General features: G+C 69.4%; 23 protein-coding genes and 1 tRNA gene. 12 read left to right on the forward strand and 12 right to left on the reverse strand.

Annotated features, from left to right (window positions below):
- Positions 1-78 precede the first annotated feature (78 nt).
- Positions 79-165: transfer RNA gene (locus VGH85_14480), tRNA-Ser, on the reverse strand.
- A 304-nt stretch (positions 166-469) separates the two neighbouring features.
- Here VGH85_14480 and VGH85_14485 point away from each other — a divergent pair.
- Both VGH85_14485 and VGH85_14490 read left to right on the forward strand, forming a co-directional pair.
- Positions 470-1,219, forward strand: coding sequence for a glycoside hydrolase family 16 protein (locus tag VGH85_14485; GenBank protein HEY2175011.1), 750 nt, complete (start codon positions 470-472; stop codon positions 1,217-1,219).
- 192 nt (positions 1,220-1,411) lie between these two features.
- Positions 1,412-1,888 carry a MarR family transcriptional regulator gene (locus tag VGH85_14490; protein HEY2175012.1) on the forward strand — a complete coding sequence of 159 codons (477 nt, stop codon included), beginning with the start codon at positions 1,412-1,414 and terminating at the stop codon, positions 1,886-1,888.
- Between the two features lie 6 nt (positions 1,889-1,894).
- On the opposite strand, the gene VGH85_14495 is transcribed toward VGH85_14490, so the two are convergent.
- Positions 1,895-2,551: a L,D-transpeptidase family protein gene (locus VGH85_14495; protein ID HEY2175013.1), complete on the reverse strand. Its 657-nt coding sequence runs from the start codon at positions 2,549-2,551 to the stop codon at positions 1,895-1,897.
- Between the two features lie 103 nt (positions 2,552-2,654).
- Positions 2,655-4,268: a hypothetical protein gene (locus tag VGH85_14500; protein HEY2175014.1), complete on the reverse strand. Its 1,614-nt coding sequence runs from the start codon at positions 4,266-4,268 to the stop codon at positions 2,655-2,657.
- 95 nt (positions 4,269-4,363) lie between these two features.
- Between VGH85_14500 and VGH85_14505 the strand changes: the two genes are divergently transcribed.
- Together VGH85_14505 and VGH85_14510 are read left to right on the forward strand one after the other, a co-directional pair.
- Positions 4,364-4,669, forward strand: a complete 306-nt coding sequence (locus VGH85_14505) for a putative quinol monooxygenase (protein ID HEY2175015.1) — start codon at positions 4,364-4,366, stop codon at positions 4,667-4,669.
- Positions 4,670-4,827: 158 nt separating this feature from the next.
- A complete protein-coding gene (locus tag VGH85_14510; protein ID HEY2175016.1) occupies positions 4,828-6,963 on the forward strand; it encodes a SpoIIE family protein phosphatase in 2,136 nt (711 codons plus the stop codon).
- Positions 6,964-7,093: 130 nt separating this feature from the next.
- On the opposite strand, the gene egtE is transcribed toward VGH85_14510, so the two are convergent.
- From egtE to egtA, 5 genes are read right to left on the reverse strand one after another with little or no spacing between them, the layout of a single operon-like run.
- Positions 7,094-8,215, reverse strand: a complete 1,122-nt coding sequence (gene egtE / locus VGH85_14515; GenBank protein ID HEY2175017.1) for an ergothioneine biosynthesis PLP-dependent enzyme EgtE — start codon at positions 8,213-8,215, stop codon at positions 7,094-7,096.
- Positions 8,212-9,180 (reverse strand): L-histidine N(alpha)-methyltransferase, encoded by a 969-nt coding sequence (gene egtD, locus VGH85_14520; GenBank protein HEY2175018.1) that lies wholly within the window; start codon positions 9,178-9,180, stop codon positions 8,212-8,214. Before egtD ends, egtE begins: the two co-directional genes overlap by 4 nt.
- A 4-nt stretch (positions 9,181-9,184) precedes the next feature.
- The gene (gene egtC / locus VGH85_14525) at positions 9,185-9,874 is read right to left on the reverse strand and encodes an ergothioneine biosynthesis protein EgtC (GenBank protein HEY2175019.1); all 690 of its coding nucleotides are present in this window, start codon (positions 9,872-9,874) and stop codon (positions 9,185-9,187) included.
- Position 9,875: 1 nt separating this feature from the next.
- On the reverse strand, positions 9,876-11,132 hold the full coding sequence (egtB, locus tag VGH85_14530) for an ergothioneine biosynthesis protein EgtB (GenBank protein ID HEY2175020.1): 1,257 nt from the start codon (positions 11,130-11,132) through the stop codon (positions 9,876-9,878).
- Positions 11,125-12,381: an ergothioneine biosynthesis glutamate--cysteine ligase EgtA gene (gene egtA / locus VGH85_14535; protein ID HEY2175021.1), complete on the reverse strand. Its 1,257-nt coding sequence runs from the start codon at positions 12,379-12,381 to the stop codon at positions 11,125-11,127. Before egtA ends, egtB begins: the two co-directional genes overlap by 8 nt.
- 197 nt (positions 12,382-12,578) lie before the next feature.
- Between egtA and VGH85_14540 the strand changes: the two genes are divergently transcribed.
- The 6 genes from VGH85_14540 (at position 12,579) to VGH85_14565 (ending at position 18,744) form a co-directional block, all read left to right on the forward strand.
- Complete coding sequence (locus tag VGH85_14540; GenBank protein ID HEY2175022.1) at positions 12,579-13,349, forward strand: alpha/beta hydrolase; 771 nt, start codon at positions 12,579-12,581, stop codon at positions 13,347-13,349.
- 46 nt (positions 13,350-13,395) lie between these two features.
- Positions 13,396-14,265, forward strand: a complete 870-nt coding sequence (locus VGH85_14545; protein HEY2175023.1) for a MerR family transcriptional regulator — start codon at positions 13,396-13,398, stop codon at positions 14,263-14,265.
- Between the two features lie 256 nt (positions 14,266-14,521).
- Positions 14,522-15,073, forward strand: a complete 552-nt coding sequence (locus tag VGH85_14550) for a hypothetical protein (GenBank protein ID HEY2175024.1) — start codon at positions 14,522-14,524, stop codon at positions 15,071-15,073.
- Positions 15,074-15,292: 219 nt separating this feature from the next.
- Complete coding sequence (locus VGH85_14555) at positions 15,293-16,864, forward strand: alpha/beta hydrolase (GenBank protein ID HEY2175025.1); 1,572 nt, start codon at positions 15,293-15,295, stop codon at positions 16,862-16,864.
- A gap of 60 nt (positions 16,865-16,924) precedes the next feature.
- The gene (locus VGH85_14560) at positions 16,925-17,824 is read left to right on the forward strand and encodes a phosphotransferase (protein HEY2175026.1); all 900 of its coding nucleotides are present in this window, start codon (positions 16,925-16,927) and stop codon (positions 17,822-17,824) included.
- A gap of 161 nt (positions 17,825-17,985) precedes the next feature.
- Complete coding sequence (locus VGH85_14565; protein ID HEY2175027.1) at positions 17,986-18,744, forward strand: MgtC/SapB family protein; 759 nt, start codon at positions 17,986-17,988, stop codon at positions 18,742-18,744.
- Positions 18,745-18,748: 4 nt separating this feature from the next.
- Here VGH85_14565 and VGH85_14570 read toward each other — a convergent pair whose 3' ends face one another.
- The gene (locus VGH85_14570; GenBank protein HEY2175028.1) at positions 18,749-19,597 is read right to left on the reverse strand and encodes an NAD(P)-dependent oxidoreductase; all 849 of its coding nucleotides are present in this window, start codon (positions 19,595-19,597) and stop codon (positions 18,749-18,751) included.
- Positions 19,598-19,705: 108 nt separating this feature from the next.
- Between VGH85_14570 and VGH85_14575 the strand changes: the two genes are divergently transcribed.
- Positions 19,706-20,332, forward strand: coding sequence for a DUF1707 domain-containing protein (locus tag VGH85_14575; GenBank protein HEY2175029.1), 627 nt, complete (start codon positions 19,706-19,708; stop codon positions 20,330-20,332).
- Between the two features lie 20 nt (positions 20,333-20,352).
- Here the strand turns inward: VGH85_14575 and VGH85_14580 are convergent, their stop codons facing one another.
- On the reverse strand, positions 20,353-21,528 hold the full coding sequence (locus VGH85_14580) for an ROK family transcriptional regulator (GenBank protein ID HEY2175030.1): 1,176 nt from the start codon (positions 21,526-21,528) through the stop codon (positions 20,353-20,355).
- A gap of 96 nt (positions 21,529-21,624) precedes the next feature.
- Between VGH85_14580 and VGH85_14585 the strand changes: the two genes are divergently transcribed.
- Entirely contained in the window at positions 21,625-22,887 is a 1,263-nt protein-coding gene (locus tag VGH85_14585; GenBank protein ID HEY2175031.1) for a YbiU family protein, read from the forward strand.
- A gap of 13 nt (positions 22,888-22,900) precedes the next feature.
- Here the strand turns inward: VGH85_14585 and VGH85_14590 are convergent, their stop codons facing one another.
- Both VGH85_14590 and VGH85_14595 read right to left on the reverse strand, forming a co-directional pair.
- Positions 22,901-23,710, reverse strand: a complete 810-nt coding sequence (locus VGH85_14590) for an ABC transporter permease (protein HEY2175032.1) — start codon at positions 23,708-23,710, stop codon at positions 22,901-22,903.
- Positions 23,711-23,753: 43 nt separating this feature from the next.
- On the reverse strand, positions 23,754-24,286 hold a 533-nt coding region (locus VGH85_14595), incomplete at its 5' end, for an ABC transporter ATP-binding protein (GenBank protein HEY2175033.1).

Consider the following 24,286-nt stretch of genomic DNA (forward strand, 5'->3'; position numbering starts at 1 on the left):
ACGCCTCCCGAGTTTCTTTCAAACTTGCGCAGGATCACCAGCGGACGAGCTCTGGGGTGCATAAGTGCAGGTCGGGGGCGGAGGGCGTGGGATTCGAACCCACGAGGAGCTTGCGCCCCTAGCGGTTTTCAAGACCGCCGCCATCGGCCACTAGGCGAGCCCTCCTAGCTGCGGCTTGTCCGATTCTGCCCCTCCGAGCCGATCCTCTGGCTCGCGACTGGCTCGCGGTCGGCCGCAACGTGGTCCCCGACCCGTTCGATCGGGGGCCGATGTCGAGTCTCTCATCTACAGCGTCACCCATTGCAACGACGGTTTGTCCGCCCCCGAGAGCGGCGTCGATGCGAGCGTTCGCTACGACTGCTCGGCCCGCCGTACCAGGTGCTGACCGCACCAGACAGCCTTCTGCGGCTGCTGCGCATCCGACCCGCGGGCGGCTGATCGGCGTGGGACACCCGGTTACGATCACGCCGTGACCTTCAGCGATGACTTCGACGGCCACGACCTCGACCGCTCGGTCTGGATACCGCACTACCTGCCGCAGTGGAGCTCGCGCGCTAAGAGCGCCGCGACGTATAGCGTGGCTGACTCCCAGTTGCGCTTGTCGATTCCGCCCGAACAGGGTCTGTGGTGCACCGACGACCACGAAGAACCGCTGCGCGTCTCGGGGGTGCAATCCGGCGTATTTGCCGGCGACGTCGGCAGCACCGTCGGCCAGCAACCATTTCGTGACGGGCTTCGGGTGCGCGAGGCTCAACCGACGCAGTGGGGCTGGACTCCGCACTATGGCATCGTCGAGGCCCGCGCACGGATGGAGCTGACACCACGTTCGATGGCCTCGGCATGGCTGGTGGGCATCGAGGACGAGCCACATCGCTCAGGCGAGATCTGCATCTTCGAAGTGTTTGGCGACGCGATCGACTCGACCGGACCGGCGGTTGGCATGGGCGTCCATCCGTTCCGGGACCCCGCGTTGCGCGAGGATTTCGCCACCCCGAGACTGCCGATCGACGGGACCGACTTCCATACCTACGCCGCCGATTGGCGTCCTGGTCGCGTCGACTTCTTCGTCGACGAGAAGCACGTACGCACTGTCCAACAAGCGCCCGACTACCCGACGCAGATGATGATCGGCGTCTTCGACTTTCCCGCGAAGCCGGCTGCGCAGGAACACGCGGGCCACGTACCTCGGTTCGTGCTCGACTACATGCGCGAGGCCTGAGCGTCGGCTGTGACCTGCACGCGGTCGGTCGGCCGAGGCGGGGAACCCGATCACCTCGGCGATCCCCTCCGGCTCGGCCGCCTGCCTGGGGTAGCTCGGCCGAGTGAACCCGATAGCGTTGCTACATTTCACTCTCTTTGTCGCTAGAGTATCGATCAATTCAACGTTCAAACGACAACAGGGAGCGTGTCTGTGGAAGAGCTGGCCCACCAGGTGCGGGCCCTGGTCTTGGCGGCAGACGAATACCAGTACGCCTTCGCCCACCGCGTCGGCATCGGCCTGAGCGATGCGTCCGCCCTCGGACATCTTTTCCACACCGGCCCGCAGAACCCCAGTCAGATCGCGGCCCGACTCAACCTGACTCCGGCGAGTGTCACCGCGCTGGCCGACCGCCTCGACGCCGCCGGCTACGTCAGCCGTACGCCGCATCCTCGCGATCGCCGGCAGAGCGTCCTCGCGCTGACACCGGCCGGGACGAAGCTGATGAAGGAAAGTTTCGCGGCCTTCGCGGCCGATATCGGCGAGGCAGCCGCGGATGAACCAGCGGGTCAGCTGCAGGCGACCAGTGCCTTACTCGAACGGATCGCGGTCGGTCTGCGCGCGCGGCTCACCGACGACGGACGTGGCCGCCGCCCGGCGCGAACCACCGCCCGCGTGTCCGGCAGGTAGCAGATCTCAGGCCACAACCGTGGCCGTCGCACCGATCTGCACCCACTGATAGAGCCAGGCCATCATCGGAGTCGGCAGGTGGATGCACCCGTGCGAGCCCTGCGTGCGGTACCGGGGGCTGCCGAACGGCATGGTCTGCCAGGTCGCATCGTGGAAGCCGAAATCCCCGTAGAACGGCAGCCAGTAGTGCACGAAGTCGGAGTACCCGGGCCCGTTGAGGTAGCGCTCGGTTTCCTTGCCCGTGATCTCCCAGGTGCCCGTCGGGGTGGAACTGTCGTCGGCGAGTTTGCCGGTCGTGACGGCACTCGTCTTCACCTGACGCCCGCGCTCACACATCCACGCCCGCTGCTTACCGATGCTGACCAGGATGAGCTGAGGTTCGGTGTTCCCGGCGCAGACCTCGACGCGTGGCCGAGGGGAGCGGGACGGCGCGGAACTGGTCCGAGCCGCCCGGGGCCGCAGCGGCTCCGGCCGCTCCTGCGCCTGTCGGGTGGTTCCCGGTCCGGCGGCCGGTCCCGACCGCTCGTTCGCCGTACGGTCGAGCGCCCCTAGTCGCGTCGTCGAATCAGCAGGAGCAAGGACCAGCACCGTGGCCACGATGAGAACGGGAACGGCGATTATCCGCCAGCCGAAGGACGCGACGAACCGGCGGAGTGCACCCATTCAGTACTCCCCCCGTGACGGCTCCGGACGAACGTCGATCGAACCGCGTTGCAACTCTCTCACGGCGCTGTCGTTCGTGGCAGTCCCACGGACAAACCCGGCGTCAGCTCGGGCTGATCTCGATCAGGACGGCGCCGGGCATCGGCAGCCGGAAGGTGAACGACAGCTCGGCCGGGCACTCGACCTCCTTGCGCGCAGGCGCCAACTCGGCGAGCTCCTCCCCCACCCGGATCCTGGCCAGCTGGGCATCCGTCGGGTCCTGCGGCGCGCCTTCCTGCAACCACAGCGTGTGGGTGTTGCTGGTATCGGCGTCGAGTCCGCGCCGGCTGATCGTCACCGCCCGGCCGGCGATCGGCAGGTTGGTGACGGTGACGCTCACCTGTGCTGCGTCGGTCCGGTACTGGTCGTCGTCGTGCCGCCAGACGATGACGGCGACCCTGCCGTCCGCGGCGACCGAGGCGAGCCCACCGACCTCGCCGGGGCCCGACCCCGCCGACTCGACCGCAAGCCTGGTCGCGCCGAGCCGGTCGAGCATCCGGTAGCCGTTGACCACGGGTGCCGCCAGATCGCCTGCGGTGAAGAAGCTGCGGGTCCCCTCGAAGTAGCGATCGCCCTCGAGATACCACGCCCAGGCGGTCGCCCCGGTGATGCCGCGACGTCGAGGGCTGTCGAAGTCGAGTAGCCGCTTCGTCATCTGTAGCTGGAAGACCGGGTAGTACGCGGTATTGCGGAACGCGTAGTCGGGATTGTCGAAGACTCCATAGTGGGCCGGCACACCTGGGTCGCACTCGTCGACCAGGACCGGGACGTCGGCGAGAGCGGGGAACGACCGGACGATGTCGAGGCTCCCCTCGATCTCCGCCAGCATCTTGGCGCTGCTCGGCGACTGCTTCGTCCCGCCGCCCGCGCCGTGGGGGCCCACCGGCGTGTAGAGCCGAGGGAATCCGGGCGCTCCCTTCGTGTGGAAGGAGACGAAGTCGACCGGCGCACCGACGTCCGCGCAATGCTCGAGGAAGCCACGCAGGAAGTCGCGGCCACCTCCCGTCGTGGCCGGTCCACCAACCGGGGCGTCCGGCAGCATCGACTTCACGGCGGCCGCGGTGACGTCGTAGAGCGCGCAGTACTCCTCGAGCGTCCCCTGCCAGTAGGCGATATCCGGCTCGTTCCACAGCTCCCAGTACCAGCGCGAGACCTCGGACCGGCCATAGCGCTCGGCGAAGTGCCGCGCCGTCTCGGCGACCAGCGCACCCCACCGGGACAAGTCCTTCGGCGGCGAGGCCCACAGGTCGACTTCATAGCGGCCGTACAGCGGCGGCATCGACACGAAGTCCGGACCAGGCAGGTCCCGGGCAAGCGCGAACGGGCAGAACCCCAACTCGACGATCGGCCGTAGCCCCGAATCCACCCAGGCGTCGAACGCCTCGTCGACCAGGCGCCAGTCGTAGAACGGGTTACCCGAGTCGTCCTCGTGGTAGACGTTGCCGCTGCTCCAGTGCGGCACGGCCCGGCCGCTGCCGCTGGTGTAGATGTTGTGCGCCCGCACGGTGGTGCCAGCGCCGAGTACGTCGCGCAGCCGGGCCAGGTTCCGCTTGCCGCGTGGAGTCGCCGTCCAGTTCAGTTCGTCGTAGCCGAAGGCCGCCCACACCCGCTCGAGCGGCCCGATCGCCGCGGCGCAGTCGACGGTGACGTCCGTGCGGTCGGACTCGTGAGACGGCACCGGTAATCCCTTCGTGGACGGGCGATGGCGACCGCACATTAGGACCATTTCGGACGGCCGGTCAACCGTCGGTGGCGACCCGTAGCGTGCCGGCCATGAGCTACGGACTGATCGGGAAATTCTCCGCCGTGCCGGACCGGCGCGATGACCTCGTCGACCACCTGCTCCGGGCCGCGGCACTGCTCGAGCGCAACCCCGACTGCCTGCACTACGTCGTCAGCACCGCGGACGAGCCCGAGGCGGTGTGGGTCAGTGAGGTGTGGACCGACCAGGCCGCGCACGACGCATCGCTCGAACCTGACGACATCCGGGCGATCATCGGGCAGGCGCGTCCGTTGATAGCAGGAATGTCCGATCAGGTCCGCCTCGACGTCCGCGGTGGCAAAGGCCTGGAGTCCTGAGTGTGGTGACGTCGATGACAACGCACCCTCCGCTCGCGTAGCGTCGATCGCGACGCGCCTCGGCCGGACGGTGCGCACAGCTGTTGCCGGCTGGGGGCCGGCGGGGGAAGGTCATGGATCGCGTCGAAGGACCCGCACGGAACCCGACAGACGGGTCCATGTCGGATGTCCCGGATCTTGCCGTGCTCGACGCGCTCCATCTGCCGGTCGTCGCCGCCGACCTGAATGGCGGGATCTTCTACTGCAACGCGGCTGCCGAAGACCTCTACCGCCTCGCCGCGGCGGAGATCCGCGGCATCGGCATCGCCGACCTGCATGCCGGTATCGATGCCGAGTTGCGCGCCGAGGAGATCCTGGCGACGGTGCGCTCCGGCCGGCGGTGGAGCGGCGAGGTCAACGTGCGGTGCGCCGACGGTGGCATCCGTCGCCTGCGGCTGACCGATTCCCCGTTCATCACGGCCGACGGAGTGGCCGGGCTCGTCGAATTCGCGGAGGACATCACCGCGAACTCGACCGTCCGTGCCCATGCCGAGACCGCGAGTGCCCGCCTGGGCGCGCTGGCCCGGGCGACCGCTGAGCTGGCCGCGGCCCGCGACACCGAGTCGGTCACCGAGATCGTGGTCACCCATGCCGCGGACGCCATCGAGGCGGCCGTCGCCACCGTCTCGCTGCTCGTCGGCGGAGAGACCCTCGACCTGGTCGCGATCCGCGGCGGGCGGGCCGAGATCACCGAGCGATGGAGCAGCTATCCGATCGACGAGGAAAACCCGGCCACCGACGCGCTCCGCGCGGGGATGCCGGTCGTCCTCATCGGTCGCACGGCGATCCTCGAGGAATATCCCGACCTCGCCGACCTGATCCCCGACGAACGCTCCCTCGTCTGCCTTCCGCTGCAGGTCGCCGAGCGCCCGATCGGAGTGATCGGCCTCGTCTTCCCGGGCCGGCGGATGCTCGACGAGCGCGAACTGGAGTTCCTGACCACGCTCGCCGACACCTGCGCGCAGGCGCTCGACCGGGTCGACGCGCTGACCGAGGCCCGCGCGGCCGCCACCCGGCTGTCGATCCTCGCCGATGCGTCGGAGGAACTCGCCTCCAGCCTGGACTACCGGGCCACCGTCGCCAATGTCGCCCGGCTGGCCGTCCCCGCACTCGCCGACTGGGCAGCCGTCGAGATCATGGAGGACGGCAGGTTGCACACCCTCGCGGTCGCCCACGTCGACCCGGCCAAGGTGGCAATGGCCCACGAACTGCAGGAGCGTTACCCCTCCGACCCCGACTCCCCGACCGGATCTCCCAACGTCGTGCGGACCGGTATCAGCGAGCTGTATCCGGAGGTCACCGACGAGATGCTCGTGGCGAGCACACGCGACGAAGACCACCTGCGCATCTCCCGTGCCCTGCAGCTCCGGAGCGCACTGATCGTGCCGCTCACGGTTCCCGGCCCACGCATCCTCGGCACCATGACGCTCGTCCACGCGGAGTCCGGACGGACCTACGGCCAGGCCGACCTCACCATGGCTGAGGACCTGGCCCACCGGGCCGCGGTCGCGATCGACAACGCGGAGCTGCACAGCCAGACCCGGGACGCCGCCATGCTGCTCCAGCGCGCCGTACTGCCCGACCGGCTCGTCGACGTACCCGGCTGGGACATCGCCGCGCACTATCAACCGGCCGGACGTACCGACGTCGGAGGGGACTTCTACGACACCATTGCGCTCGGCGACGACCGGATCGGCGTCGTCATCGGTGACGTGATGGGGCGCGGAGTCGCCGCCGCAGCGGCGATGGCCCACATCCGTTCCGCGTTGCGCGCCTACGTCGCCATGAATCCCGACCCGGCTGAGGTCTTGCGCCGCCTCGACCGGATGTTCGCCACCTATGCCATCTCCCAGCTCGTCACCGTCCTCTATCTCGTCGCCGATCCGCGGAGCACGCAGGTCGCCGTCGGCAACGCCGGCCACCTTCCCCCGCTTCTCATCCATTCCGACGGCGTCACCGAATTCCTCGACGTACCGCCGGCCGTGCCCCTCGGCGCGCGACCGGAACGGCGCGACGACTCGCCGGTCACCCTGCTCGCCGGCCAGACACTGCTGCTCTACACCGACGGACTCATCGAACGTCGTGACGAAGACATCGATGTGGGTCTCGGACGCCTCGCCGAGCATGCCGCGATGCTCGCGACCAGTTCGTTGTCCGCCGGCCTGAACCGGTTGATCGACGTTGTCCACGACGGCCAGCGCGAGGACGACATCACTGCCGTCGCGATCCGCTTCGACGACTCGGGTGACGCCTAGCCGGCGAGCGGGCGCAGCCGGTCCGAAACAGGAAACGGCAATCTGAAATCCAGCATGGGCACGTTGATGTCGCCATCGAGGAGGAGTTCGAACCGGGCTGGAGCTACCGGCACGGATCGACGCTACCGCCCTAGGCGTCGGCGAGGGCGACCCGGACCTGCTCCAGTTGCTCCGGTTCGGCGTCGATGTGCGGGCTGATCCGCAGCACCGGATCGCGCAACTCCCCAGGCGCGCGTTCGATGCCGCAGGCCGTGGTCACGATGCCGTGCCGCTCGATGAGCTGCGCACGTACGGCGAAGACGTCCGTCCCGCCCGGTGGCACCAGGGTGGTGACCGCCGTCGGTTCACCGATCGGCTCCACCACCCGCCAGCCGCCGGCCCCGTCGAGCACCTCACGAGTCAGCCGCCCGATCGCGGCGAGCCGCTCGAATACCTTGGCGGGGCCACCGGCGAACAACTCACCGACCGCGTGGATGAGACCCAGCCGTCCGGCGACCGATCCCTCACGCGCCTCGAGGCCCTGCACCGTCCCGAGCGGCTCACCGGTCCCGGGGACGCGCAGCCGCCGAGCGCAGTCCGGTGACACCGCCAGTACGCCGACCCCGCGCGGTCCGGTCAGCCACTTGCGCGAGGGTGCGTAGATCGCGTCGACATCGAGCCGGCAGTCGATGTGGCCGAGGCCCTGCGCCGCATCGACGACCAGGGGAAGATCGGCGGCCCGGCATACCGCCGCGAGATCGGCCGCGGGCTGGAGCAGACCGCGATGGCTCGCCACGACGGTGAGGTGAACGAGATCCGGCCGATGCTCGCGCAGCGAACGCTCCGCCGCGGCGACGTCGAGCCGTCCCGCGCCGTCGGCCGGCAGCGGGATGACCCGCAGCCCGTGGGCCGCGAAGGCCGCGAGGTTGGGCCCGTACTCCCCCGGCAGGGCCGCGACCGTCGCGCCCGGCCGTGCCGGCCACGCCCGGAGCACGCGGTGCAACGCGAGTTCCGCGCTCTCCACGAAGCACACGTCACCGGCCGCGCGACCCAGTAGCCGACCGAGGAGCGCCCGCCCCGCATCCGTTACCGGCTCGACCTCGGCCTCCGCGACGTAGCCGCCGATCTCGGCCTCTCTGCGCATGTGGTGCGCAGCGGTATCGATGGTGGCCAGGCTCGGCCTGCCGCAGGCTGCGGTGTCGGTGTGTACGCCGCGCACCGGCGCCCGCGCCTCGCGCCACTCCTTCGCGACGTCGTCGTGCGGAAGGCTCATACGGCCACGGAGAGCGACAGTGCGAAGTCGCCGTCCGGGTCGGTCCACCAGCGGCGAAGCTCGAAGCCGGCCGCCGTGAGCTCGTCGACGACGCCCTGGCGGCGGAACTTCGCGGAGATCTCGGTGCGCATCTCCTCGTCGCGGTCGAACTGCACGTCCAGGTCGAGGCCTCCGACGTGCACCACCTGGTCACGAAGGGAGCGGAGCCGCATTTCGATCCACTCCGCCGCGTCGTTCCACAGCGCGACATGCTCGAACGCGTCGAGGTCGAAGTCGGCGTCCAGCTCCCGGTTGACGACCGCGAGCACGTTCTTGTTGAACTCCGCGGTGACCCCGGCGGCATCGTCGTAGGCCGCGACCAGCCGATCGACGTCCTTCACCAGGTCGACGCCGAGCAGAAAGGTCTCACCCGGTTGCACCGTCGCACGCACGTCGGCCAGGAAACGGTGCCTGGCGGCCGGCTCGAGGTTGCCGATCGTTGAGCCGAGGAAGGCGATGAGACGGCGCCCCTTGCGTGGCAGCAGATCGAGGTGATGCTCGAAGTCACCGACGACCGCATGGACGTGTACGCCCGGGTACCGGCGCGCGATCTCGGCTCCGGCATCTGTGAGCACGTTGCTGTCCACGTCGAACGGAACGAACGTCGTCAGCGTGCCGGCACGCCGCAGGGCGGTGAGCAGCAGCCGGGTCTTCTCCGACGTACCGCTGCCGAGCTCGACCAGGGTCTCGGCACCGGTCAGCGACGCGACCTCGTCGGCGTACCGCTCGAGGATCGCTCGCTCCGTCCGGGTCGGGTAGTACTCGGGCAGGCGGGTGATCTCGTCGAAGAGCTCGCTGCCCCTCTGGTCGTAGAACCACTTGGGCGGAAGGGTCTTCGGCGTCGAGGTGAGTCCGGCGAGGACATCGGCCCGCAGCGCCTCCCGGTAGGACGAGGGGCGCAGGTGCGTGTCGAGGACGACCGTCACGCTTTCACTCCAATGCGGTCAGGGTGATCCCGTCGGGAGTCACCTCGAGCAGATGATGGTCTGGTACGTCGACCCAGCGCGGATCGTCGTCGTGCGGCTCACTGGCGATCGTGGTGCCGGTCTCGTCCGCGAGATAGGACAGGGTGTCGCCCCACGTGGTGGCGACGGCACGTTCGCCGTCGGTGAGCAACAGGTTGAGCCGGGCGGACGGGTCGCGTCCGGCGACGGAGACGACGACGTCACCCGTCGCTTCGACGCCCCGGTCGAACAGATGCGCGGCGAGGATCGCCGAGTCGACGGTCGACTCGGCGCCGGCGGCGGCCGGCAGCACCGCACGGTCGACCCGGCCGTTGTGCGAGAGCAGCCACCGTCCGTCCGTGAACGGCGCCGTGCCGCTCTCTTCGATGGGCATCCCCACCGTCGCGGACCGCACCGCCGCAAGAATGGACGACGCCGAGATCACCGGCGCGACCGAGGCGAACGACGCGTCCGTCCACAGTGGACGAGCCGACCGCCAACGGACCGGGGTCGGGCGTTCGCCGGCCCAGAATCCGACTCCCCAGCCGTCGGCGTTCACCCGCCCGTGCCGCTGACGCCGCGGGGCGTAGGACTGGGTGAGCAAGCCGTGCGGCGGTTCGAGCACGAGCGAGGCGAGGGTGCGCGGCTTGCCGAGCCAGACCGAGTGACGACACACGTCAGACGTCCCAGGCCAGGCGCACGCCAGAGAAGATCTGGCGCCGGATCGGCAGGTCCCAGTTGCGGAACGACGGCCGGACGGCGCTCGGCGCCACGCCCCATGATCCGCCGCGCAACACCCGGTAGTCGTCGCCGAAGAACGGTGCGCTGTAGGTGCCGTAGAGCATCGGGGTGAAACCGGGCCACGGTTGCAGCGACGACGAGGTCCACTCCCACACATCGCCGATCAGCTGCTCGACGCCGTACGCCGAAGCTCCGTCCGGGTAGGCCCCGACCGGCGCCGGTCGCAGTGCTCCCCCACCGAGGTTGGCGCGCGTGGAGTTCGGCGGCTCGTCGCCCCAGGGCCACCGGCGCCGAAGACCGGCGGCGGGATCCCAGACGCAGGCCTTCTCCCACTCGACCTCGGTCGGCAGCCGGCCGCCGGCCCACGCCGCATAGGCCTCCGCCTCGTAGTAGCAGACGTGTTGCACCGGCTCGTCCGCCGGAACGATCTCCTCGATACCGAAGCGGCGGCGGGTGCCGTCCGCCGACCAGAACAGCGGCCGCTCCAGACCGGCGTCGACCCGGTGCTGCCAGCCGGACGCCGACCACCAGCGCCGCTGGGCGTAGCCCCCGTCGGCGACGAACTCCGCCCACTCTCCGTTGCTGACCGGGCTGCGGCCGATCCGGAACGCCGGCAGCTCCACGACGTGTCCGGGACGTTCGTTGTCGAGCGAATACGGTTCGTCGGCCGCGTCGACGCCGAGCACGAACCGCCCGGCGGGCACCAGCACGCTCCTGGGCGACACCTGGCGTCCCGACGGGAGCGTCACGCCGCTGCCGAGCAGCGGCGGCCCGTCCCGCAGTTGGTGCGTCGCGAGCATCGTCTCGTCGTGCTGTTGTTCGTGCTGCTCAACCATCGCGAACGGGAACGGCTCCTCGGCACGCTCGAGCTGGTCGAGCACCCGGCCGCGCACGTCGGAGATGAAACGGCGCGACTGCGCCGGCGACAGGAGCCCGAGATCCGGACGGATGGCACGCGGGTGCAGGAATGCGTCGTAGAGCTGGTCGACCTTGGCCGGGAGCAGACCCTCCCGCCGACCGTCGCCGCCACGCAGGAGCCAGAGGTCTTCCTGCTGACCGACGTGCGCCAGATCCCAGACGAGCGGGCTCATCAAGGGCGACACCTGCGCGGTCAACTCGGTGTCCTCGAGATCGGTCAGCGCGAGCGTGCGCGTGCGCGCATGCTCAAGACCTCGTGCGAGATCCTCACGCACCGGCTTCCTCCTCCAGCGAACGCAACGGGCTGGTCGCGGCCGCGCGCGTCTCCAGCTCGTCGCCCGGACTCCGACGATCGGCAATGAGCTCGGCATAGGACTCGACCTGCGGGCGCAGGTCGGTCGGACAGCGCTGCACAGCGACCTCGGCGCAGCGGGCGGCGGCGCGGGCCAGACCCGGGTCCCGCAGCCCGTCCCGCGCGGCGGCCTCCCAGGCGCCGGCCACCGGCTGCGCCGCCTCCGCAGCGACGTCGGCGGCGCGCGGATCGTCGAGCAGTGTCACCACCAGGCCGGCGAGTCCCGGCCACCACCGCGTGGGTACGGCGTCCACGCAGCGCAGTTCCAGAAAGCCGCGCAGCCGTACCGGTGGGAAGAGGGTGGTCAGGTGCAGGTCGAGGTCGGTGGTCGTCGGTCGCCGCTCGGCCAGCTCCGCCTCCCCGCTCACCCACGCGGCGAACGGCACCCGTCGGGTCACCGGGCGGATCGTCGCGGTCTCGGGATCGCGGGTCAGCATCACCGGCGCGACGAGGGCGTAGCGCGCCCACTGCGCGGCCGGCTCCCTGCCGTCGAGCAACGGCCCGCATCGGGCCCGATCGATCTGGCCCCACACCTGCTGGCGCATCGACCGCCACCCGGACGCATGACCGGCGATGAGCGGGGAGCAGGCCGAGATCGCCACCAGGACCGGGCCCAGCCGGTGCATCAGCGCGACCCTCGCCGCCCAACCGGATTCCGGTCCGGCGTCGAGGTTGATCTGCAAGGCGGCGGTCGCGCACATCATCGCCAGACCGGGCTCGGCCGCGCCGATGGACGCGAAGTGCCGCTCCATCGCGACATAGCGGCCGCCCGGGCTCATCCGGCGTACCTCCCGGGCCGGATCGGCGCCGACGCTGGCGAGCAACAGCCCGTCGGCGGCCAACGCCTCGGCGAGGGCGGCGGCATCGCGCTGCAGGGCGTGTACGGCGGAGGCGACGCCGGCGAGCGGAGGCGTCGACAACTCGACCTGCCCACCCGGTTCGACGGTGACCCGGCTGCCGTCCTCGAGCGCGGGAAGCCGGTCCAGCACGGTCATGAGCCGCGACCACTCGACGCGGGCGGCCGGACGATGTCGGTCCACGACATGGAATTCGAGTTCGAGGCCGACCAATCCGGTGACCGACGGCGCAAGAGCACGGGACACCACGTGTTCACGTGCGATCTCGAGAGAGTTCAGACGCGTCGGTACGTCGGTCAGTGATTGAGCGGACATCCGCCCCCTCCAGGTCCGGACCGGTCTCCGTTCTCCGGAAGACCGCGGGTCGGTGCGGGGGCGGCCAGGGCTTCGACCGTCCTCACGTCCACCCTTACTCGCGACGTCGCCATTCGCAACCCGAACCGGGATACGGTGGACAGTGATAGCCAGCCGGCTCGGCAGGATCGGGGGCGAGCGCGGTGGCGGAGGTGGCGGTGCGCGATGCACGCCGGATCCAACTGGGAAGCGGCTACGCGACCGCCGTGACCGACGAAGGCACCGGACCGGCCGTGGTTCTGGTCCACGGCACCCCCCTGGACCAGCGCGCGTGGGCGGGCCTGGAACCGTTGCTGCGCGGCCACTTCCGGGTGGTCAGCTATGACCTGCGTGGTCACGGCACTGCGCGCGACTGTCCCCCGACCGGTTATCCGGCCCTGAGCCATGACCTCATCGCCCTGCTCGACCGGCTGGGCATCGACCGGGCACACCTGATCGGTCATTCCTACGGAGGACAGGTCGTCCAGACCGCGGCGTTGGCCTATCCGGAACGGATCAGTGCGCTGACCCTCGTATGCACGCGGTCGAGTCCGGTTCCCGCAATGGAGGTCGCGGCCGACCAGATCGCGCGCAGCGACGGGAACCGCGCCGTCACTGGCACGCTCAGCCGGTGGTTCAGCCCGGCCGCGATCGTCGCGAACCCGCCGGCGGTGCGCTACGCCCGGTCATGCATCACCGACATCGACGAGCAGGTCTGGGCAAATGCCCTGCGCACCATCGGGGTGTACGACGTCGCCCACCGTTTGGGCGACATCGACGCGCCGGTGCAGCTCGTCGCCGCGGAGCACGATGCCATTTCCACTCCCGCCATCATGCGGGACATGACCGACCGGCTGCGCCATGGACGACTGGATGTCCTAGCCGGGGCCTGGCACATGGCACCGGTCGAATCCCCCGAACGCCTGGCCGAGATCCTGCTCCGCCACTGATGCGGGACTTGCCCTTGCCGCGCGTCAACCTTCTAGCCTTCCTCCCGTGGGCGCTCTCCGTGCGGACGACCGGGACGAACAGCTGCTGAGCATCGGCCAGCTCGCCCGGCTGTCCGGGCTGACGTCCCGGGCGCTGCGGCACTACCACCGCCTCGGACTGCTGTCCCCGGACAAGGTCGACCCGGTCCACCGGCGTCGTTACTACTCGCCGGACGCGATCCGGTCGGCACGGCTCATCGCCGCGCTGCGGGAGCTTGATGTGCCACTCGATGACGTGCGCACCTGCCTGCAGGCGATCGACGACGAAACCGCATTGACCGCAGTCCTGACCGCACACGGCCGCCGGCTGTCCGCGCGCTCCGCACGGGTCCGCGGCTCCCTCCACCGTCTCGACCACCTGCTCGCAGAAGGAGATATCAGCATGGCCCTCACCGAACCCGAGGAATCTGCACGAGCGATCGAGCCGCCGGACCAACGCCGGCTCGCGGCCGATCTCTTCAACGGCGTCTGGACGCTGATGGAGAAGGAGGACCGCACCCGGGACGAGGACGACCGCATGATCCACATGGCGCACGCCTCCCGCTACCACTGGGAGGCGGTCGGCACTCCGGCAAATCTGGCCCGCGGCGAGTGGCAGTGCTCACGCGTCTACGCCGTCCTGGGGCGCGGCGAGCCGAGCCTGCACCACGCCCGGCGTGTGCTCGACATCTGTCGGGAAAATGACATCGGCGACTGGGATCTGGCCTTCGCCTACGAGGCCATCGCCCGCGCGTACGCCGTGTCCGGTGACCCCCAGGTGGCCCGCGACTACACCGAACAGGCATTGGCCGCAGCGGAGGACATCGCCGAGGACGAAGAACGTGCGCTCGTCATGGCCGACCTGGAGACCATCCCCGGGCAACCCCGCTTCTGGTGACCGCGGACTGCCACCGATGGACGAGCTTCGAAATGTGCTGTGGATCGGCGGAGCTGCAGGAGCCGGCAAGACGACGGTCGCGCGTCACCTTGCACGTCGCTACGGCCTGCGTCGATACAACCCCGACACTCAGACCTGGAATCACCTCGCTCAGGCACTCGCCAACGGAAACCCGGCGGCCCAGAGGTTCGCCCACATGACCCCCGTAGAACGAGCAGCCGCCACACCGAGCGAGATCCACTACGACCGCGGGCCGATGGTCATCGACGACCTACGCTCGCTACCGACGAACCCCTTGACTCTGGCCGAGTTGATACCACCGGAACAGGTCGCCACGTCGATCGGCCAGGCCGTCTTTCTCATGCCCTCACAAGAGGTACAGCGCAGCAGACTTGAACGTCGACACCCGCAGGGTGTGCCACCGCGCTACCTCCGCAGCTGGCAGGAAACGACCGAAAAGGTGGCGCAAACCGGAACTCACGTCATCGTCGTCGACGACCTCACCGCCGAAGACACGATCGCCGAAGTCGAGCGATTCTTCGCCAGCCGTCTCGCCCAAGCGCCTACGCCGCAGTCGATCGACGAGCGCCGGGGTCTGCTCCGCTACGCCAATCACGCGCTCGTGAACCAGTGTCTCGGGTGGTCGCGCTACACCCCGGGCGGCGATGTCAGCCGCACTGTCCTCGAATTCGACTGCGAGTGTGCTGCACCCACCTGCACCGCCCTGGTCAAGCTCCCACTGACCGATGCTTTGAGGGCGGGGACGAGCACGCACCCGTCGATTCTGGCGGCCGGGCATTCCGTCTGAGCCAACGGGGCCTACCGCATGCGACTGTTCCAAACGGCGGCCGACTTCGATGTTGCCCGTTACTATCAGAATCACGGTTTCGAGGGCGAGGTGACTGCTCAGCCCTCGCTACGACCCGTCCGCCTTGCGTGAGCAGGAAGAGATCGTCGATCCGGGCTGGTTGCAGCGCACCGACCGCGTGGTGCGCGTCGCCGGTATCCCGGGCGGGAGGACGACCTCGTGATCACTGCACTACGCAACCCCCACAGCCTTGTCGGCACATGGCGAGGTCGCGCGGCGCTGGCCGCCGTTGCCATTGTCGTGACGTCGACGGCCGTGGCGTGCACCTCGAGCGGGACTCCATCTGCATCCGCGGCCGGGCAAAGCGGGATCGCGTGGAAGAGTTGTAAGGGGCTGGGCAACAAGTTCCAGTGTGCGCGGGTTTCGGTGCCGTTGGACTGGAGCCAACCGAACGGCAAGAAAATCGGACTAGCGGTGATTCGTCACCTCGCTAGCCGGCCGAGCCAGCGAATCGGATCGATGTTCATCAATCCGGGCGGGCCGGGCCAGAGCGGCGTCGGTCTGGTGCGGAATTCGGGCGCCGAATTGAGCAACGCGTGGGGAGCGGGCCGCTTCAATCTGGTGAGCTGGGACCCCCGGGGCACGAACGACAGCACACCCGTGAAGTGCTTCGCGAATACCGCCGACCGGGACCGGTTCTGGAAGGGTGTGACGTTTCCCTATACGCGCGCTGGATCGCTGCTGTACCAACGCAAAGCCATCCAGCTGGCGAGCAGGTGCGAAAAGCTCAGTGGGCCGCTTCTGTCGCACATTTCCACCGCGGACACCGCTCGTGACCTCAACCGACTTCGCGAGCTCGTCGGGGGCCAGAAGATCACCTACGTCGGCCTGTCTTACGGGTCGTTCATCGGCCAGATCTACGCCAACCTGTTCCCGACGAAGGTGCGGGCGATGATGATCGACGGCATCGTCGATCCGGTCGACTCAACCATGAGCATGGAGACAAATCTCCGCAACGCGCTGTCGTCCTCCGACGAGGTGTTCGGGCAGCTCATCGCACAGTGTCAAAAGGCAGGCCCAAAACGCTGTGCGCTCGCCGGTCATGGCGAGACGGTCGCGCAGCGGGTGGCAGGACTGTTCACCAAGGTCCATCGGGCGCCGATCCCAGCACCCCACGCGAATCCCCCCGGCGTGCTCAGCCCCACGGACCTGCAGGCCGCCACGTTCACCCAGCTGCGGTTGCCGCTCACCTGGCCCGTGCTCGCGAAGAATCTCGAGGCCGGCGTCGAGGGTGACGCGTCGGCTCTGAAGACAGCCGCGAAGGGGACTCAATCGCCGGCGGGCATGGATGCCGACACCGCGTCGGCAGTGGTCTCGTGCGCCGATGCTCCGGCCCGCGTGCCGTTGTCGGCATGGCCCGCGCAGATCGCGCGCTTCAACCAGGCGGGCGAGCTGTGGGGTCCGCTGCTGGGCTGGGGGCTGTGGGCACAGTGCGCCGCCTTCAGTCGGCCGCACACCGCCGACCAGTACACCGGCTCCTGGAACGCCAAGACCAAAATCCCGATCATGGTGGTCGGCGCCCGTTACGACCCCGGCACGCCGTACCTCAATGCCGTGGTCGCGCAGCACCGACTGGGCAACGCCGTGCTGATCACGCTGAACGGTTTCGGCCACCCGAGCTACCAGGTCCCGAGCAAGTGCCTCGACGCAGCCCGCGTGCGTTATCTCGTCCATCTCGTCCCCCCACGCAACGGCACGGTCTGCCAGCCGGACCAGAGTCCGTTCGGGTAGGCAGACAAGCCGCGACTGGTACACACTCGGGTGCCATTCGCCGGTCGCGGGACGAGGAGCATGGACCACCGGATCGAGTTCACCGAGTCGGAGAATCCGTGGGCTCCGACGGCGGTAATTGCGGAGATCAACGAGCGCACCGGCAGCGGCCTGGAGCTGGTCGGCTTGGCTGAGCAGACCGGTGGTACCAGCAGCGCCGCATACGTGCAGTGGCCGGACGGCCGGCCCGGTGCGCTCACCAGGACCTGGACGCCGCTCGCCCGGATGCGGCAGACCGCCGACGTCCTGTCGATGGTCCGGTCCCACGGCCTGCCCGTCCCGCGACACGATCTCGTCCTCGAACTCGCCGACGGCGCGGTCGCCGTCGTACAGGAGCGGTTGCCGGGCAGCCATGCCCGCCATGTCGATGCGGACGTCATCGACGTCATGGTCGACATGAACGACCGGTTCACCGGCCTGCTCACCGACTACCCTGACGTCCCACGCCCACCGGCCTTCCCGCCACCCGATGACCACCGCTGGCACGAGACCGTCGGCCGCCACAGCGACCGGAGCCGGCGCCTGCTCGGCCGGTTGGCAGAAATGGACCGTGATTGCGCGCTTGAAACGACCGGTGACGACGTCGTCCACCTTGACTACTCGGTCGGCAACATCCTGTTCGACCAGCACGGGCAGATCAGCGGCGTCATCGACTGGAACTTCGGCGTCGCCCGCGGCGACCGGCGGCTCGCGCTGCTCGGCATGAAGGTCCACCTCACCAATGAAGGTGACGAGTACGGCGCCAAGATTGATGGCCTCGACCGGCTGGACACGATCCTGTCCACCACGATCGATCCGACCCTGCTACGCCTCTACTGGGCGCACCTGACCGTGCACCGGGTCCACTGGGCGATCGAGAACAACCTTCCGCCCGAGAGAATCGGCCAGGAACTCGATCTCGCGGACCGCCATGTCACCTGATCCTCGACACTGCCCGCAGGCAGCGATCGGCTACCTGCGGCCGGCGAGGACCGGACGCCGCCGGGACAGCGCCACCGTCGACGCCGCGATGAGCAGGCCGGCGCCACAAAATCCGCCCTGGGCAGGTGCGGACCCGCCTGATGTTGGGTAGATGAAACTAAATGATTACCGCCTCGGCCACGCTCGCCGCTGCCCACGGGCAGACCTGGCGGCAGGTCGGCGAGTTGGTCCTGGCGTTCGGGTTGTCCTCGATCGTCGGCCTCGAGCGACAGATTCGGGGCAAGAGCGCCGGCCTGCGCACCCAGGCGATCGTCGGCACCGCCTCAGCCCTGATCCTGCTCGTCAGCAAATACGGCTTCGCCGATGTACTCAGCTCCGGGACGGTGGTGCTCGACCCGTCCCGGGTCGCCGCCCAGATCGTATCCGGGATCGGCTTCCTCGGCGCGGGACTGATCATCACCCGCCGCGGCGCCATCCGCGGGCTGACCACCGCAGCAGCCGTTTGGGAGACCGCAGCGATCGGCATGGCCGCCGGCGCCGGCCTCTCGCTGCTCGCCCTCACGGTGACGGCGCTGCACTTCGTCATCGTGCTCGGCTATACGCCGCTGATGAGGCATCTGCCCAACCAGCGACGCGGGACGTCGACGCTCCGGGTGACCTACGAGGATGGCAAGGGCGTGCTCCGGCACCTGCTCGCCGCCTGCACCGAGCATTCCTGGACGATCACGGATCTGGCGATCGAGGGATCGCGGTCCCCGGAGGCGATCGACGACTTCGACGCGCTTGCCGCCGAGGGGAGCCCGCGGCCGGTCAGCGTCGTCCTGGGTGTGTCCGGGGACGGGGTGCCGCAGGATCTGCACTCGCTCGCAACGGTCGACGGCGTGCTCGGCATCGACCACGTCGAGGACGAGAACGAATAGGCCGCTACGCAGGCGCCGCGACGTGGTCCCGCCAGCTGTGCGCGGGCTCGAAGCCGAGCGCGGACCGGGCCCGGTCGATCGCGAGAAGCGTCTCGAACCCCTCGACCGGTCGGCTCCGCTCGACGTCCGGATAGACCGCGGCGAGCAGATCGGCCGACGGCGTGGCCATGACGGTGTCGGCAGCCGCGATGATGTAGCTCGACGCACCCTCGACCTGCGCCTCCAGCGCCAGCCGGCAGGCGGTCCCGACATCCCGGCCGTCGATGTAGCCCCAGAGGTTCCACCGGCGTAGCTCCGGGTCTTTCCAGTAGTCCGGAAATTGCTCGTAGTCGTCCGGCCCGAGGATGTTGGAGAATCGCAGTCCCACGAACGGGATCCCCGACCACCGGGAGATCTGTTCAGCGACCGTTTCACTCGCCACCTTCGACAACGCATACGTCGAGGTCGGATGCGGATAGTGGTCCTCGTCCACCGGGGCGTAGAGCGGCGGCTCGTCGAACGGCAGGCCCAGGGTCGTCTCGCTGGACGCCCAGACCACGCGACGCAGACCCATCTTCGTCGCACCGTGGAAGACGTTGAAGTTCATCACGGTGTTGGACGCGAACGTCTCCGCCGGCGTATGGCGGCCCGGGGCCGGGATGTTGGCCAGGTGGACGACCGCGTCGACGCCCTCGAGCACCTCGATCGCCTGCCCGTAGTCGGTCAGATCGGCAGCGAGCAGAGGTACGCCGAGGTCCGGCCCGGCGGCGACATCGGTCGCTCGTACCTTCATGCCGTGCTCGAGCAGGTCGCGGACCACCATCCGCCCGGCCTTTCCGCTGGCTCCGGTTACCGCTATGCAGGTCATCGTCATCCCTTCCTCGCCATCCTCACCCGACCCTATCGACCGGCTCCTCCCCACCCGTTCGGCCACCACTAGCATGGCGTCGGTCCACGAATTCCGATCAGTCTGGAATCGGTGATGACTGACACCAGTGACGGCGACAACGGCGTACAGCCGGAGGAGATCCGCGCCTCGGACGCCGAACGCGAAGCCGTCGTCGCCCGGCTGAATACGGCCACCAGCGAAGGCCGGCTGCAGCTCGACGAGTTCAGCGCCCGGGTCGATCGGGCCTACCAGGCGCGCGCCCGAGGTGAGCTCGACGATCTCGTCCGAGACCTTCCCGCCACGTCCGGCGTCGTACCGGGAGCGGTCTCGACACCCGCCGTCCCGTCCGCCCAGGGGCAGGGGCACACGCACTGGCACGTCACACCACTCGGGGGTCTCAGCCGTCGAGGGCGGTGGCGGGTGCCCGAGAACACCGTTTCGGTGGCGCTGATCGGCGGGGTGAGCCTGGACCTGCGGGAGGCCGAACTCGCGGCCCGTGAAGTCACCCTGACGGCGGTGACGGTGATCGGCGGATTCGACGTCACCGTTCCCTCCGGCATGCGTGTCGAGGTCGAGGGGTTCAGCCTGCTCGGCGGCCGGAAGGTCGATGTCGACGAGCGGGCCGCGCCCGACGCACCGACCCTCCGGCTTCGGGTGTTCTCGATCCTGGGTGGTGCGAAAATCCGCAGCCTCCGGCCAGCCGACCGTCGCTCCGCCTGACCTCGGTGGTTGCGGCTCCGTCAGTGGGCGGGGCCGACCTGGTCGAGGCCGGCCCGCCGCGCCGCGTTCAGGGCGACCTGGGTGGCGCCGTGCAGCGCGGCGCCGCGACCGAGGGTGCTGACCTCGACTCTGACCGGCTGCGGCCAGAGGGTGGCGAGGTGCTCTCGGAAGGGTTCGAGCAGGGCCGGGTGAGCGCCGAGCGGGCCGCCGAGCAGCACCAGCGCCGGATCAACCGACGCGATGAGAGCGACTGCGGCGTGTGCCGCCGACGCCGTGAGCCGCGAGATGGTGGCGGCCCGTTTCCTCCCCGACCGCGAGTCGAGTAGGCCGCTGACCTGGTCGACGTCGACCGCGGGTGGGCTGGCCGGACCGGTGCTCGCCCGGGCAAGCCGTTGGGCGAGCGTCTCGTTCGCGCCGGAAGCACCCGGGGCCGGCAGGTATCCGAGTTCGCCGGCGAGGCCGTGCGCTCCCCGGATGAGGTCGTCGCCTATGCACACCGCCCCACCGAGCCCCGCGCCGAGGTAGAGGTAGGCAAAGCTGTCGGCGTCGACGGCCGCACCGTCGTACCGCTCGGCCAACGCGGCCAGGTTGACGTCGTTGTCGACCAGGACGGGACCCGCGACCAGGTCGCCGAGGATCTCGACCGGCTGGATGATCCCTTCCGGGAACGGTGAATCAGGCATGGTGACGACCCGCCCGGTCGCGGGATCCACGGGATTGGCCACGGAGATGCCCGCAGCCAGGATGTCGACCTTCCCGCCGGAGATCTTCCGGGCGTCGGCGATGGCGTTCCGCAGACCCGATGCGAGCGCCCGGTCGTCGCCGACGGCGGTCGGCGGATAGGCCGTGTCCTCGAGAACCCGACCGGCCAGGTCGAGCGTGCGGACGACGATCCCGGCCTGGTCGAGCTCGACGGCGAGCACGATCCCGGCCCCGACGCCGATGTCGTAGTAGGTCCCGACCCGTCCCCGCCGGCCGGACTGCGTGCCACTCACGACGACGAGGCCGGCGTCTTCGAGCCGTCGGATCGACTGCGACACGGTCGGCTTCGAGATTCCGGTGACCGTCGCCAGCTCGGCCCGGGTGGAGGCGCCCGACGTGATGATCGCGTCGAAGATCGCCCGATCGGAGAGCTGACGGAGCAGCTGCGGTCGGGGCAGGGAACGCTCCGCCCGCCTGTCGCCCGCCGACGTCATCGCATCCGCTCCCGGCTCGCTCTTGCGGTTGTCGCCCCGCCGGGTCTACCGTACCGTAATCTAGTAAAGGTTCCTAACCAAATGAGGGTGAGTCCGATGACGAGCTATCGAGCACTCGATGTGACGCCGGAGCCCGACGCGATCCCCGACGCCATCCGCGCGACCAAGGCCGCCCTGCGGGACCGGGTCGGTGACCTGACGGGTGCCCTCGCCTCGATCGAGACGGTCATCCGGGCGGAGGTCGACGAGGTCGTCGCGACGCGGGAGCGCGGCGAGGAGGTCTGGCCGGTCATCGCGTTCGCGGACGTCGCCGCCGGCACCGTGTCCGAGGCCCAGCGCACCGCCGTACGGCGCCGCGGGTGCGCCGTCATCACCGGCACCTTCCCCCGCGCCCGAGCCGAGTCGTGGGATCGCCAGCTCGTCGACTACCTCGACCGCAACAACTTCGCGGACACCTACCGCTACCTCGACGACGGGGTCTTCGGCGGCCTGGCCGCCGGCAAGCCGTCGATCTTCCCGATCTACTGGTCCCGGCCGCAGATGGAGGCCCGCGGGGACGACAACATGGCCGCGGTGCGCACGTTCCTCAACAGCTTCTGGAAGCACGAGTCCGAGGGCCGCGTGTGGTTCGACCCCGCTCGCGACACCGCATATCCCGACCGGGTGCGCCGGCGGGAGCCCGGTGCGAGCTCCGGTGGACTGTCGCCACACACCGACTCCGGATCGATCGAGCGCTGGCTCACCGGTGCCTATCAGAACGTCTTCCGGCAGGTCTTCGCCGGCGATCCGGCTGCCTACGACCCGTGGGACGGCGCTTACCGGACCGAGGTGGACGAATTCGAATCCACCGTGATGTGTTCGGCGTTCCGCACCTTCCAGGGATGGACCGCGCTCTCCGACATGGCACCGACCGAGGGCGTGCTGCACACCGTGCCCATCCCCGCGGCGATGGCCTATCTGCTGCTGCGCGCCCTGCAGGACGACGTCGCCGACGACGACCTGTGCGGCGCGGTGAACGGACAGGCGCTGCCGATCAGCGAGCGGTGGCACTCGATGCTGCTGCCGGCGCTGACCCCGATCCCCGCCGTCGAGCCTGGCGACACCGTGTGGTGGCACGGCGACCTGATCCACTCGGTCGGCTCCGTGCAGGACCAGAAGGGGTGGGGCAACGTCATGTACATCCCGGTCAGCCCGCACTGCGAGAAGAACGCGCGGTACGCCGCCGCGTGCGGACAGGGCTTCCTCAAGGGCACCAGTCCCACCGACTTCGCCGCCGAGGACTACGAGACCGCATGGACCGGTCGGCCGACCCTCGAGGAGCTCACTCCGACCGGCCGGGAACAGCTCGGCCTGGACTAGCAGGCGCCGGCCGTCAGCTGGAGATGTCCTTGGTGGTGAAACGCGACCACGCCAGCGCCCCGAACAACGCGGCATAGGCGAGCGCGACCACCAGCCCGTGCACCACGTCGCCCGTCGCGATCGGCGCACGCAACAGATCGCCGAAGGACAGCCACCAGTGGCTGAAGAGGTAGGGCTGGATCGCGTGCAGCTGTGGCACGTTGTCGAGGATCTGCACGGTGATCGCGACGCCCGCGGTGCTGGCCATGGCGGCCACCGGTGATTCGACCAGGGTCGAGATGAACAACCCGATGGCGCCGAGCGCGGCCATGCACGCGGCGACGTAGAGCGCCGCCAGGAACAACCGCCAGACCGCGCCGCCGAAGCTGACCGTCGAGCCGGACAGCAGTGTCGCGGCGCCGGACGGGAAGAGGATGAGTCCGATGATGACGCCGAAGGCCGCGACGACCAGCGCGGCGGTCAGACAGTAGACGACCACCGAGGCGTACTTGACCGCGAGCAGTCGGGTGCGGCTGACCGGGACGACGAGCAGGTAGCGCAACGTGCCGGAGCCGGCTTCGCCGGAGATGGAGTCGCCGGAGACGACCGCGACCGCGAGGGGCAGGAAGAACGGGATGACGACGGTCAGCGCGGTGAACGCGACGAACACGCCGTTCTGCGTGATCTGACTGAGGAACTGCGGGCCGTCGCCGTTCTTCGGTGCCGAGATCTTCACCGCGATCGCGATGAGGATCGGCGCCGCGGCGAGGATCGCCAGGATCACCTGGTTGCGGCGCCGGCGGTAGATCATCGCGAGCTCGGACCGGAAGAACCGGCTGCTCACCGCCCGATGGGGTGCCGTCGGCGCGCTCACTCGGACCGGCGCCTCAACCGCTGACATCGAAACCCTCCCCCGTCAACGACACGAACACATCCTCGAGCGTCGGTGCCTCGACCACGAACCCCCGGACCGGTACGCCGCTCGCGACCAGCTCCGCGTTGATGTCCTCCGGCGCCCGGCCGTCGAGGACGGCGGTCACGTCGTTGCCCTGCCGGTGCACGCCGGCCATCCCGATCCGGTCCAGCACAGTTACGGCGTCGGCCGCGTGGGCGCTGACCACCCGGATCTGCGCGGACTGCTGGGACCGGAGCTGGTCCAGCGATCCCTGCCACACCAGCCGGCCGGTCTGCATCACGCCGACGTGCGAGCACACCTGGTCGACCTCGGAAAGCAGGTGCGAGGAGAGCAGCACGGTCGTGCCGCCGTCGGCGACCCGGTCGACCAGCGAGCGCACTTCCCTGGTGCCCTGCGGGTCGAGCCCGTTGGTCGGCTCGTCGAGCACCAGCAGGTCCCGCGGCTGCAGGAGCGCTGCGGCGATGCCGAGCCGCTGTTTCATGCCGAGTGAGTAGGCGCGCACCC

This window comes from Mycobacteriales bacterium (assembly GCA_036497565.1).
Lineage (GTDB): Bacteria > Actinomycetota > Actinomycetes > Mycobacteriales > QHCD01 > DASXJE01.

Bases quoted from the DNA above. Each gene is read 5' to 3' on its own strand.
- VGH85_14495 (HEY2175013.1), bottom strand. From the start codon at position 2,551: ATGGGTGCACTCCGCCGGTTCGTCGCGTCCTTCGGCTGGCGGATAATC.
- VGH85_14505 (HEY2175015.1), top strand. From the start codon at position 4,364: ATGAGCTACGGACTGATCGGGAAATTCTCCGCCGTGCCGGACCGGCGC.
- VGH85_14510 (HEY2175016.1), top strand. From the start codon at position 4,828: ATGTCGGATGTCCCGGATCTTGCCGTGCTCGACGCGCTCCATCTGCCG.
- egtE (HEY2175017.1), bottom strand. From the start codon at position 8,215: ATGAGCCTTCCGCACGACGACGTCGCGAAGGAGTGGCGCGAGGCGCGG.
- egtA (HEY2175021.1), bottom strand. From the start codon at position 12,381: ATGTCCGCTCAATCACTGACCGACGTACCGACGCGTCTGAACTCTCTC.
- VGH85_14550 (HEY2175024.1), top strand. From the start codon at position 14,522: ATGGTCATCGACGACCTACGCTCGCTACCGACGAACCCCTTGACTCTG.
- VGH85_14560 (HEY2175026.1), top strand. From the start codon at position 16,925: ATGGACCACCGGATCGAGTTCACCGAGTCGGAGAATCCGTGGGCTCCG.
- VGH85_14565 (HEY2175027.1), top strand. From the start codon at position 17,986: ATGATTACCGCCTCGGCCACGCTCGCCGCTGCCCACGGGCAGACCTGG.
- VGH85_14570 (HEY2175028.1), bottom strand. From the start codon at position 19,597: ATGACGATGACCTGCATAGCGGTAACCGGAGCCAGCGGAAAGGCCGGG.
- VGH85_14575 (HEY2175029.1), top strand. From the start codon at position 19,706: ATGACTGACACCAGTGACGGCGACAACGGCGTACAGCCGGAGGAGATC.
- VGH85_14580 (HEY2175030.1), bottom strand. From the start codon at position 21,528: ATGACGTCGGCGGGCGACAGGCGGGCGGAGCGTTCCCTGCCCCGACCG.
- VGH85_14585 (HEY2175031.1), top strand. From the start codon at position 21,625: ATGACGAGCTATCGAGCACTCGATGTGACGCCGGAGCCCGACGCGATC.